Source organism: Desulfobacter sp. UBA2225 (assembly GCF_002348205.1).
Lineage (GTDB): Bacteria > Desulfobacterota > Desulfobacteria > Desulfobacterales > Desulfobacteraceae > Desulfobacter > Desulfobacter postgatei.
Genome location: NZ_DDYV01000266.1, coordinates 1 through 11,481 on the forward strand (window position 1 = coordinate 1; position 11,481 = coordinate 11,481).

General features: G+C 47.3%; 11 protein-coding genes. 8 read left to right on the forward strand and 3 right to left on the reverse strand.

All coding sequences use genetic code 11. From position 1 onward, the window contains the following. On the forward strand, positions 1-463 hold a 463-nt coding region (locus B3D59_RS13430), incomplete at its 5' end, for a heterodisulfide reductase-related iron-sulfur binding cluster (protein ID WP_286820339.1). 56 nt (positions 464-519) lie between these two features. On the opposite strand, the gene B3D59_RS13435 is transcribed toward B3D59_RS13430, so the two are convergent. Continuing rightward, on the reverse strand, positions 520-1,059 hold the full coding sequence (locus B3D59_RS13435) for a gamma carbonic anhydrase family protein (protein ID WP_286820340.1): 540 nt from the start codon (positions 1,057-1,059) through the stop codon (positions 520-522). A 14-nt stretch (positions 1,060-1,073) separates the two neighbouring features. After that, positions 1,074-2,495 (reverse strand): glycine--tRNA ligase, encoded by a 1,422-nt coding sequence (locus B3D59_RS13440; protein WP_286820341.1) that lies wholly within the window; start codon positions 2,493-2,495, stop codon positions 1,074-1,076. Positions 2,496-2,792: 297 nt separating this feature from the next. Between B3D59_RS13440 and B3D59_RS13445 the strand changes: the two genes are divergently transcribed. Further along, positions 2,793-3,089 (forward strand): hypothetical protein, encoded by a 297-nt coding sequence (locus tag B3D59_RS13445; RefSeq protein ID WP_286820342.1) that lies wholly within the window; start codon positions 2,793-2,795, stop codon positions 3,087-3,089. A 132-nt stretch (positions 3,090-3,221) separates the two neighbouring features. Here B3D59_RS13445 and fumC read toward each other — a convergent pair whose 3' ends face one another. Beyond that, on the reverse strand, positions 3,222-4,613 hold the full coding sequence (gene fumC / locus B3D59_RS13450; protein ID WP_286820343.1) for a class II fumarate hydratase: 1,392 nt from the start codon (positions 4,611-4,613) through the stop codon (positions 3,222-3,224). A 270-nt stretch (positions 4,614-4,883) separates the two neighbouring features. Here fumC and yciA point away from each other — a divergent pair, with 270 nt between their 5' ends. The 6 genes from yciA to corA all read left to right on the forward strand — a co-directional run bounded on the left by yciA (position 4,884) and on the right by corA (position 11,479). After that, positions 4,884-5,297 carry an acyl-CoA thioester hydrolase YciA gene (gene yciA / locus B3D59_RS13455; protein WP_286820344.1) on the forward strand — a complete coding sequence of 138 codons (414 nt, stop codon included), beginning with the start codon at positions 4,884-4,886 and terminating at the stop codon, positions 5,295-5,297. 148 nt (positions 5,298-5,445) lie between these two features. After that, the gene (locus tag B3D59_RS13460; protein WP_286820345.1) at positions 5,446-6,072 is read left to right on the forward strand and encodes a nitroreductase family protein; all 627 of its coding nucleotides are present in this window, start codon (positions 5,446-5,448) and stop codon (positions 6,070-6,072) included. Between the two features lie 43 nt (positions 6,073-6,115). Continuing rightward, positions 6,116-6,763, forward strand: coding sequence for a potassium transporter TrkG (locus B3D59_RS13465; RefSeq protein ID WP_286820346.1), 648 nt, complete (start codon positions 6,116-6,118; stop codon positions 6,761-6,763). Positions 6,764-6,831: 68 nt separating this feature from the next. Next, a complete protein-coding gene (locus tag B3D59_RS13470) occupies positions 6,832-7,494 on the forward strand; it encodes a potassium channel family protein (protein ID WP_286820347.1) in 663 nt (220 codons plus the stop codon). 98 nt (positions 7,495-7,592) lie between these two features. Beyond that, positions 7,593-10,280, forward strand: a complete 2,688-nt coding sequence (acnA, locus tag B3D59_RS13475; RefSeq protein ID WP_286820348.1) for an aconitate hydratase AcnA — start codon at positions 7,593-7,595, stop codon at positions 10,278-10,280. Between the two features lie 134 nt (positions 10,281-10,414). Next, positions 10,415-11,479, forward strand: coding sequence for a magnesium/cobalt transporter CorA (gene corA / locus B3D59_RS13480; protein WP_286820349.1), 1,065 nt, complete (start codon positions 10,415-10,417; stop codon positions 11,477-11,479). Positions 11,480-11,481 lie beyond the last annotated feature (2 nt).

An 11,481-nucleotide genomic window follows, 5' to 3' on the forward strand; every position in this document is an offset into this window, starting at 1 on the left:
GACCCTCCTGGACCGGGAGATCGATGAAGACCTTATACGGCAAAGCATCACCCGTCCCCTTGACGGGATAAAAGTGGCCCCAAGCTACGGCTGTCATGCGCTGCGTCCCTCAACCATCACTGGGTTCGATGAGCACCCCGATGCACCGACGATATTTGAACGGATTATCACACTGACCGGGGCCGAACCTGTAAACTGGTCCAAACGCCTGGAATGCTGCGGCAATCCCTTATTGGATAAAAACACCCCTCTGGCCGAGGGCTTTATCCTAGCAAAATATGAAACGGCAGAACAGGAAGGGGCGGATATAATCTGTACGGCATGTAATTATTGCCACATGCAATTTGAACACGGCCGGAAGCTTATCCTGAGATCTGGATCAACACCCCCCATACCTGCCATACTCCTTACCCAATTGCTGGCCCGGGCCATGGGGCTTGAAAAGGACCGGACAGGGGCATAAACATTATCTGAAAACAAAAAAATATCCCCTGCTCTTTCCGAGACAGGGGATTATCATTATTTTTTCATCTCATAAAACAGATCCGTGGAACTATACTCCCTGGCGTGTCCCAGATAGTTATGCGAGGCTTTTTTCATCATCTGATCAATCTCTTCCCGGTTCTCGTAAGCTCTTTTTACTTTGCCCGGCGACCCTGTAACAAGTGAATATGGCGGAATAATCGTTTTTTCCAGGACAACGGTGCCGGCGGCAATGACGCAGCCTTCCCCGATCACGCTTTTGTTCAAGAGAACGGCGCCCATACCGATCAGACAGCCGTCCCCAATGGTGCATCCGTGTACACAGCAGTTATGGCCGATGGTGACGTCGTTTCCGATGACCAAAGGAGTCTCCCTGGCCACATGGCCCATGCAAAGATCCTGAATATTTGTGCGTTCACCAATGCGGATTTCAGCGACATCTCCCCTGAGAACCGTTTGAAACCAGACTGAAGAATCCCGGCCGATCTGCACATCACCTATAATCTTGGCACCAGGCGCTATAAAAACAGAGTCGTGCACCTCCGGCACACTATTTTTGTATGAATACAGTGTCATAAAATCAAACTTTGTTAATATCTAAATTTTTCCCGGAAAAAGGCCACCAGTTCCTCTATCTTCATGCGCTGCTGATCCATGGAATCGCGTTCCCGGATGGTGACCGCATTGTCATCAAGGGATTCATAGTCAAAGGTGACGCAATAGGGGGTGCCGGCCTCGTCCTGGCGGCGGTAGCGCTTGCCGATGCTGCCCTGGACATCAAAGTCCATGTTCAGTCCCAGTTGCCGTACCAGGTTGTCAAAGACAGACTTTGCATTGTCGGCAATTTTTTTGGCCAGGGGCAACACCGCAATTTTCACAGGGGCCAACTGGTTGTGAAGATGCAGCACCACCCGGGTATCTCCTTCGTTGATCTCTTCTTCTTCATAGGCGTCGCACAAAAATACCAGAGCGGAACGCTGAACCCCCAGAGAGGGTTCAATGACAAAGGGGATGTACTTTTCCCTGGTTGCCTCGTCAAAATACTGCAGATCTTTGGAAGAGTACTCCATGTGCTGGCTTAAGTCATAGTTGGTCCGGGACGCGATACCGCACAATTCCCCCCAGCCAAAGGGATAGTGGTATTCAATATCGGCCGTGGCATTGGAGTAATGGGACAATTCCGCCTGGTCATGGTCGCGAAATCTAAGGTTGTCCGGGGTAACGCCCAGGCCCAGGTACCAGTCCATGCAGAATTTTTTCCAGAAGGCATGGAACTCAAGCTCGGTGCCGGGTTTACAGAAATATTCAATTTCCATCTGCTCAAATTCACGGGTCCTGAATACAAAGTTGCCGGGTGTAATTTCGTTCCTGAATGCCTTGCCGATCTGGCCAATGCCAAAGGGGATCTTTTTGCGTGAGGTGGTATGGATATTTTTAAAATTGACAAAGATGCCCTGGGCGGTTTCAGGGCGCAGATAGATCTCCTTTCCTTCGCCTTCAACCACACCCTGCTGGGTTTTAAACATCAGATTAAAGGCCTTGGGCAGGGTCCAGTCAAGGCTGTCGCACTGGGGACAGGTAATATTTTTGGCATTAATAAAATCCAGCATATCCTGGGGCGGGGTCTTTTCCCCTGCCCAGTTGGCGGGCTGTTCATCAGATCCGTTGTCATGTTGCCAGTTTTCCACAAGCTTGTCGGCCCGTTCTCTGGATTTGCATTTTTTGCAGTCCATCAGGGGATCGGAAAAACTGCCCACATGGCCGGAGGCTTCCCAGGTGGTCGGATTCATGAGAATGGCGGCATCCAGGCCCACCATATCAATACGCTCGGTGACAAATTTTTTCCACCAGGCCTCTTTGAGATTTTTAAGCAGTTCGACCCCCAAGGGACCGAAATCCCAGGCATTGGCAAGTCCGCCGTAAATTTCAGATCCCGGATATACGAACCCTCTGCGTTTGCAAAGTCCAACCACTTTGTCCATCAGTGTTGTTTCTTTTTTTGGTTTAGCCATTTTTTACTCCATGTTCCAAAACCGCCCGGATGGTGTCCGGGGCCGGCCCTTTATAATTTATCAATAATGAATGGTGCACTGGAATTTTCACGCTTAAAAAGATGTTGAATATACATGATTTTTATATTTTGCTGAACTGTTTTTTAAAATTTTTATGCCCCGAGGGGGCAATGGCATAAACTTACGCTTTGAAGCCGCTGAAATAATAATTTTTTTTTACGCAATGTTCTTTGTTCTAAATTAAAATGATCTATGATAGATGTAACGAATAATTATGATTAATTGGGAAATCTATTCATGAATGAAAAAAAATCCAAGGCAAAACTGCCGCCTCCACCTCAGATGAGCCCTTACGTATTTACTCTCCTGTTGCTCGGATTCGGGTTGTGGTGCTTTTGGGACGGATGGCTGAGTACAGATCCTGACATGGCCGAGTATGCCCTTTTCAACCAGGTCTTGAGCGCTGTGCTGATTCCCTGGGCCGTATGGGATTTTTTCAACGTCAAAAAAAAATATAAAAAAAATAATAGCCGACCGGCTGATCACCGGCGATTTACAACAACAGACAAAAATAACTTTAACACAGATAAATAAAGGCCGTTTGCCATTGTCGGACAGCTTGTGCGGCAAAGTCTTTTCAACATATTTTTTTGTTTTATGACGCCGATTCCGGGGTGGGTCCGGACAATAGAGTGATCCGGAATCCACCCCTCCAAAGTCTAAAATCTACTTTCGTCCCAGAATCATAGTTTCGGGATTAACCCATTCATCAAATTGTCCGGGTTGAACCAAATCCAGTTTTGCGGCAGCCTCTTTTAACGTCATGCCGTCCGCAAGCGCTTTTTTGGCGATCCGTGCGGCATTGTCATATCCGATGTGGGGTGCCAGCGCTGTGACAAGCATCAGGGAGTTTTTCAGGTGGCGTTCAATCACCGGGATGTTCGGGGTAATACCGGTCAGGCAATGGGATGTGAAAGAGGAGATGGTGTCCGCCAGAAGCGTAACCGACTGCAGCAGGTTATGGATGATAACCGGCTTAAATACATTGAGTTCAAAATTTCCCTGGCTGGCGGCAAAACCGATGGCCGCATCGTTTCCCATGACCTGGCAGGCCACCATGGTGGCTGCTTCAGTCTGGGTGGGGTTTATTTTTCCGGGCATGATCGAGCTGCCCGGCTCATTGGCCGGGATGTTGAGTTCTCCGATGCCGCATCTGGGACCGCTGGCAAGCCACCGGACGTCATTGGCGATTTTCATCAGATTGGCAGCCAGCCCTTTGAGTGCACCACTGGTGAAGACGATCTGATCATGTCCGGTGAGGCCATGGAAGGTGTTTTTCATCTGTGTGAAGGGATGGCCGGTTGATCTGGCAAGTTCCTCTGCCACGGCTTTTCCAAACCCTTGGGGCGCATTTAAGCCTGTTCCCACCGCTGTTCCGCCAATGGCCAGCGGATAAAGTGTTTCCAGGGATTGCAAAATCTGCTCTCGGCTGCTTTGGATCATGGCTTCCCAGCCGCTGATTTCCTGGCCAAGTGTTAGCGGTGTGGCATCCTGGAGGTGGGTGCGTCCTATTTTAATAATCTGTGAAAATTTTCGGGATTTTTCTTCAAGGGTAAGACGCATGCGGTCAACTGCGGGAAGCAGGGTGTCATGGATCTGAAACACTGCCGCAATATGCATGGCAGCCGGGAATGTATCATTGGAACTTTGGGATTTGTTTACATGGTCATTGGGGTGGATGGGTCTGGTTTCATCAAGTTTCTTGCCGTCAAGAAGGGCTGCTCTGTTGGCAATGACCTCATTCAAATTCATGTTGGTCTGGGTGCCGCTGCCCGTCTGCCAGACGTGAAGGGGAAACTGCCTGTCGTGATCCCCGTTCAGGATTTCATCGCAGACCCGGATAATAAGATCTGCCCGATGATCGTCCAGCAGCGTCATCTGTCTGTTGACGGCGGCACAGGCTTTTTTCAGCCGTGCAAAGGCATGGATCAGGGTTTGTGGCATCAACTCGCGGCCAATGGTGAAATTTTGCCGGCTGCGTTCGGTCTGCGCGCCCCACAATGCGTCTGCGGGCACCTGGATTGCGCCCATGGTATCATGTTCGGTTCGATTCGCCATCTATTGATTCCTCCTTTTGGCCCTTACTCCGGAAGGGCGGGTCTGTTGTGTTGGTTCCGGGAAGGATGGGGTTCCTTACGATCTGTCCGTGGGACTTTGCCAATATAACAGCTTGCCGGAGCAAGATCAAATCCTTGAGGCCGCTGCGACTCACAGTCCTGACAACTCTACTATTGTCCCTTGATCAAATGTGTTTTATACAAGAACAGTTGCATCTACCCAGAGCAGAATATAAACTTTAATCAAAATCAATCGAAAGGATATTTATTCATGAAGGATATTCCATTAATGGAAGAGGAAGCACAGCCACACGGAGACCTGCTTCTTCGAACCCAGACAATGCCGGCAGATACCAATCCCAATGGAGATATTTTTGGGGGATGGGTCATGTCCCAGATGGATATTGCAGGGAGCATCCTGGCCAAGGAGGTTACGTGTGGACGTGTGGTAACCATTGCCGTGGAAGGTATGAAGTTTATCGAGCCCATTCAGGTGGGAGATATATTTTGTTGCTATGGTTACGTGGAAAAAATAGGAAATACCTCAATTACAGTGAAGCTTGAAGTGTGGGTCAAACCCATAATTTACACCTGCGGTCTGGGGCGTTATAAAGTCACGGAAGCACGATTCGTCTATGTTGCCATTGATGATAACCATAAGAAAAGGCAAATTCCCAAAAAATAAACCGAATTATTTGCACTGCCGGAAAAAATAAATTCATAGCGCTATCCTTGACCTTTTCTGAAATCAAAATTAACTTGGAAAAAAACTTAAATAAGTTTTGACTAACTAAAGATATATGGCATTAAAAAATAAAACATGAGGATATATTATGAACTTTGAGCAGATTACCAAAAACAGACGGTCCATCAACTTTTTTGACCCTGATAAAGAGGTCACCCCCGAAGTGATAAAAAAAATGGTGGAATTGGCCAGTAATTCGCCTTCCAGCTTTAATCTTCAGCCTTGGAACCTGGTGGTCCTTCGGGACAGGGCGCAGAAGGAAAAGCTCAAAGCCCTGGCCTGGGACCAGCCCAAGATTGTTGAAGCCCCGGTGACCATGATTGTGCTGGCAGACAGGGAAGGATGGAAACAGGGCCATCCCGGACTTGAACGGACCTGGCAGGAGATGGTGAAAACCGGCATGCCCGAGACGAAACGCGATTGGTTCCTCAACGCCACAAGCTCCTTATACAACTGGAGTACGGATGCCAAACTGGCCTTTGCTGCCAAAAATGCGGGATTCTTTGCCATGAGCCTGATGTATGCAGCTGTAAGTTTAGGTCTTGATTCCCATCCCATGGACGGATTTGACCATGAAGGCGTAAAAAAAGCATTTAATATCCCTGACAGATATTGGATTCCAGTACTGCTTGCCGTGGGATATAAAAAGCCTGGGCTTGTACTTGATCCACCTAAATGGCGTAAGACATATGAAGAAATTGTCGTTGAATTATAATTAATGGATTTTCATTTCTTTAAAAAATCAACATGGGCGATATATGACGTTGCTGCACCATAAAGACCCCACCCGGAAAGGAAAAGTTCTGTCGCCCGGCCGGGTCTCCATGCTCAGTTATGCCGTGTTGATACTGCTTGGCGCTATGTTGCTCCTTTTGCCCGTATCCACAGAAAAAGGAGATTTGGGCTTTATTGATGCGCTTTTTATCAGCATCCTTTTAATGTTTGTGGGCACAGCCCCCGGTTCCTGCGGCGGGGGGGGCAAGGTAACCACAATATCCAGCATCGCCATCCTGGGGTATTCCAAATTTCGGGGAAAGGAGCATCCCCATATTTTTTACCGCAGAGTCTCTGATGTCAGTATATCAAAGGCGGTGAGCCTGCTCCTTATCAGTATGTTGGTGATTATCATTGGCGTGGTGCTGCTTCTGCACGCGGAAATCGGCGATGTCTCCCATAAATTGACACGGGGCTCTTTTCTTGAAATTCTTTATGAAGTGGTCAGTGCCTTTGGCACCGTGGGACTGTCCACCGGCATTACCTCCGGATTTTCAGGGATTGGCAAACTGCTTATTATATGTATCATGTTTATTGGGCGATTAGGTCCCATGGGCGTTGCCATGGCCCTGAGCAGAAAAGGTAAACCAAGTAATTTTTCCTATGCCCAGGAAAATATAATGATCGGTTAAGAAAATTAAGATCGGTTAAGAAAAATATGTTCGGTTGATAAAGAGAGTGAGCGTTAAAGGAAGATTAGATGAAGCAATTTCTGATTGTCGGCTTGGGGAATTTCGGGTTTCACCTGGCTACCCATTTATACCGTAAGGGCCATGATGTTATGGCCATAGATAAAAGTTCTGTATTGGTACAATCCATTAAAGACCTGGTCACCCATGCGGTGATTGCGGATGCCACGGATGCGGCCACCATCAGGGAGCTTGGCGTCAAAAATGTGGACACTGCCGTGGTGGGTATTGGTTCCGTACTCGGGGATTCCATCCTTGCGGTGCTCAACCTTCAGGAGCTTGGCATCCCGCATATTGTGGCCAAAGCCATCAGTGATCGCCACAAAAAAGTTTTGGCAAAACTGGGCATTCAAGATATCATCTTCCCGGAAAAAGACGCGGCCCTGTCCATGGCAAAAAAATTGGACAATCCCAATCTCATTGACTATTTGCCGTTTATGGACGGGTATGGCATCATTGAAATTGCCGTGCCTGAAAAATTTATGGGCAAGAGCCTTAAACAGATTAACATGACCAATACATACGGTGTTCAGGTCGTTGCGATAAAAGATCCGGACGCTAAACATACACGATTCACCCCCCAGGCCGATGACATTCTGAACCCGGGAGATATCCTGATTCTGCTCGGATCGGAAAAAGGGCTGGACACACTGAAAACCGCTACCGAAAAATAGCAGACATGGACGTCCCATCGCCAGGGGCGTGATCCCAGCAAGCCGTGTGACCGTTAATTTTATAAGTCTTGTTTAACCGCTTAGTAAAAGGAGATTGTATGGATCAAGACAAATTTGGTAGTAAAGATCACCTGAGGCTATCTAATGTGTCAGCACAGTTCTATAGACTTGAGAACTTGGAAAAGCAAGGAATAGGACACATCTCTCGCCTGCCGTTTTCAATTAAGATATTATTGGAGCAGGCCCTGCGCAACTTGGATCACTTCCAGGTGAATGAGGATGATATCGTCGCGTTGGCAAATTGGCAGCCTAAACAAAAATCTGAAAAAGAGATCCCTTTTAAACCGGCCCGGGTCATTCTGCAAGACTTAACAGGTGTTCCCGCTTTAGTTGATCTGGCGGCCTTGAGAACATCCATGAGTCAATTAGGGGGTAGTCCTGCTGTTATCAATCCCAAAATACCGGTGGATCTGATTATTGATCACTCCATTCAAGTGGACTCCTTTGGCATGTCAAACTCACTGCAGATCAATATGGAGAAAGAATTTGAACGTAACCGGGAAAGATATGAATTTTTAAAATGGGGACAAAAAAATTTTAAAAATATGAGGATATTCCCTCCGGGCGTAGGCATTGTACATCAGGTGAATCTGGAGTCTTTGGCCAATGTTGTGCAAATGAGAGATAACATCTGTTTTTCTGATACAGTGGTTGGAACCGATTCACACACGCCCATGGTGAACAGTTTAGGTGTGTTAGGCTGGGGAGTCGGTGGAATTGAAGCTGAATCCGTCATGTTGGGACAACCCATTTATATGCAAATCCCCCAGGTTGTAGGATTCAAACTCACCGGAAAAATGAGTCCCGGAACCACCGCCACAGATTTGGTTTTTAGAATTGTTGAAATTTTAAGAGAAGTCGGGGTGGTGGAAAAATTTGTTGAATTTTATGGTGACGGACTTTCAGGACTTAGTCTTGCGGATAGAGCCACGATCTCCAACATGGCGCCGGAATATGGCGCGACCATGGGGTTCTTTCCCACAGATGCAGAGACGTTGCATTATTTAAAAGAAACCGGCAGAAGCCCTGACGTGATTGAAAGAGTCGAGCATTACTGCAAAGCCCAAGGGCTTTTCAGAACTGACGGAATGCACGCACCTGAATTTTCAGATGAAATTGAACTGGATCTTTCAACCATTGAGCCTTCTCTGGCAGGACCCAAGCGCCCCCAGGATCGCATCGGATTATCGCAGATGAAGCAGGCTTGGGCAAAAACCTTAACGGCGCCTGTTAACCAACGGGGATATGAGTTAAAAGAGACCGAGCTGTCTGCCCAAGCAGAGATACGTCTTTCTACATCAGAAAAGCCTGTGACCCTGGCACACGGATCTGTTGTACTTGCGGCCATTACCTCCTGTACCAATACGAGCAATCCATCTGTTATGATCGCTGCCGGCTTGCTCGCCAAAAAAGCCGTTGAAAAGGGGCTAAAAACAAAACCCTGGGTCAAAACATCGCTTGCACCGGGGTCAAGAGTTGTCACGGATTACCTGCAGCAGGGAAAACTTGACGGATTTTTAGAGCAACTTGGATTTTTTACGGTGGGATATGGCTGTACAAGCTGTATTGGAAATTCAGGTCCCCTTGCAGAACCTATCAGCAAAGCGATAACAGGCAAAGACCTGGTCGTTGCCTCTGTCCTCTCTGGAAACCGTAATTTTGAAGGCAGAGTCAACCCGCTCACAAAAGCCAACTATCTGGCAAGTCCTCCCCTTGTTGTGGCGTATGCCATAGCCGGAACCATCGATATCAATCTTTTGGAAGATCCCTTGGGAACAGACAGGGATGGGAACCCGGTTTTTCTGAAAGATATTTGGCCGGATACAACCGAAATTGCAGAGATTGCCTCTCTAATCAAGCCTGATATGTATCTGAAACGGTATAGTAATTTTGAAACGCTCTCTCCGCTTTGGAACGAAATTCCCACCAAGGGTGATGAAGTTTATGCGTGGGATGAATCCTCAACCTATATCAGAAATCCGCCCTTTTTCCTGAACATGAGCAAAGCGTTAAAAACGGTCAGTGATATCGTTGACGCCAAGGTGTTGGTTAAGGTCGGTGACTCGGTCACCACCGACCATATTTCACCTGCCGGAGCCATCGCAAAAAACAGTCCGGCTGCAGCCTATCTACTTGAGCATGAAATCCGGCAGGCGGATTTCAATTCATATGGCTCCAGAAGGGGAAATGACCAAGTCATGGTCAGGGGAACCTTTGCCAATATCAGATTAAGGAACCAGCTTGCACCTGGGACAGAAGGCGGTATTACCACCTATCTTCCCACCGGGGAACAGATGTCAATATTCGAAGCTTGCGAAAAATATAAAGTTTCGGGAACCCCTTTGATTGTTTTAGCCGGCAAGGAATATGGAACGGGATCTTCGCGGGACTGGGCAGCCAAGGGGACTTATCTTTTAGGCGTTAAAGCAGTTATTGCAACCAGTTACGAAAGAATTCACAGATCCAATCTGCTGGGGATGGGCGTTTTACCCTTACAGTTTAAAGACGGTAACTCTCCTGATTCCCTGAAGCTGACCGGAAAAGAATCCTATTCCATTTTGGGACTTAGTGATCAAATTAAACCCGGCCAGGAGTTGACACTAAAAGTGGATGACCAGCAATTTTCTGTTTTACTCAGATTGGATACGCCTGTGGAAATTGAGTACTATAAAAATGGGGGGATTTTGCATACCGTGTTACGAAATTTCATTAAAGAGGTCAGCTGATTTTTTTAGGGGAGCAGGAAAGCATCCTCTCCCCTTTGTTTCTCTATCCAAATGGAAATCTTGTCCCGGCCGATGAGGAGATAAGGTGCTCTTAAGTTGAGATCTGCCGTTGTGAATGGAATGGAAGGCTTGCCATGCCCAGATTTTTCAATAAGTTAGAAAAAAAAGCCGGATCTTCGCCGGGTCTGCAGATTGATGCCCGGGCCGCGTCGGGTACCGCATCTGATATTTGTGTGTTAATCTATTCCAAAGATTCGCTTGAAACATACCACCCCCCGGACATTGACGCAGCCCTGCCTTTGATTCAGAAAAATAAGACCGCATGGATTCAGATGACGGGCATACATGATCATTTTGCCTTTTCAAGGATGGGTGAGTTATTCAATATCCATACCCTGACCCTTGAGGATATGGTTACCCCGTCACACCCTCCCAAGTTTGAGGATTTTGACGACTATTATTATGTCACACTGAAACAACTGGCCTTTGATCCTAAGAATGATGAGATATCAGAGACTCAGGTCAGTATGGCCGTCATGGAGAACCTGGTTATTTTTGTCCAGGACAGACCTTCCCCCTGCCTGAAAGCCGTGGAGAAAAGACTTCATGCCGGAAGGGGAAAATTACGTACGGCCGGTCCTGGTTACCTGGCTTATGCCCTGATTGATGCCGTGGTTGATCAGGCTCTTGATGTCATTGGACAGATTGCGTCGGCCGTGGAATCTCTTGAACGAGACATGCTCGAAGATTTAAATCCCGATCACCTTGAGCAGATACACCGGTTGAAACGTGAGGTGATATTTTTCAATAAGCAGCTCCGGCCGGTGCGCGGAGCAATTCTTAGTTTGATAAAATCCGAATCTCCGTTTGTTCCGGATACCACCATCCGCTTTTATGCGGATATTCTGGATCATGTCAATCATGTTCTGGATGCGGTCACTTCTCTTCAGGAGCTTTTGTCCAGCATGCTTGATTTTTACATGTCAGCCCAGGGCAACCGTATGAATGAGGTCATGACCATCCTGGCCATTATTTCTACTATTTTTATCCCTTTAAGTTTTCTTGCCGGAATTTACGGAATGAATTTTAAATTTATGCCTGAACTTGAGTGGCAGTGGGGCTATTTCGTTTTATTAGGAAGCATGGCAATGATCGGCGGCGCAATGGTTTTTTATTTTAAAAAGAAAGGATGGTTCTGAAA

Bases quoted from the DNA above. Each gene is read 5' to 3' on its own strand.
- B3D59_RS13465 (WP_286820346.1), top strand. From the start codon at position 6,116: ATGACGTTGCTGCACCATAAAGACCCCACCCGGAAAGGAAAAGTTCTG.
- B3D59_RS13470 (WP_286820347.1), top strand. From the start codon at position 6,832: ATGAAGCAATTTCTGATTGTCGGCTTGGGGAATTTCGGGTTTCACCTG.
- acnA (WP_286820348.1), top strand. From the start codon at position 7,593: ATGGATCAAGACAAATTTGGTAGTAAAGATCACCTGAGGCTATCTAAT.
- yciA (WP_286820344.1), top strand. From the start codon at position 4,884: ATGAAGGATATTCCATTAATGGAAGAGGAAGCACAGCCACACGGAGAC.
- fumC (WP_286820343.1), bottom strand. From the start codon at position 4,613: ATGGCGAATCGAACCGAACATGATACCATGGGCGCAATCCAGGTGCCC.
- B3D59_RS13435 (WP_286820340.1), bottom strand. From the start codon at position 1,059: ATGACACTGTATTCATACAAAAATAGTGTGCCGGAGGTGCACGACTCT.
- B3D59_RS13460 (WP_286820345.1), top strand. From the start codon at position 5,446: ATGAACTTTGAGCAGATTACCAAAAACAGACGGTCCATCAACTTTTTT.
- B3D59_RS13440 (WP_286820341.1), bottom strand. From the start codon at position 2,495: ATGGCTAAACCAAAAAAAGAAACAACACTGATGGACAAAGTGGTTGGA.
- corA (WP_286820349.1), top strand. From the start codon at position 10,415: ATGCCCAGATTTTTCAATAAGTTAGAAAAAAAAGCCGGATCTTCGCCG.
- B3D59_RS13445 (WP_286820342.1), top strand. From the start codon at position 2,793: ATGAATGAAAAAAAATCCAAGGCAAAACTGCCGCCTCCACCTCAGATG.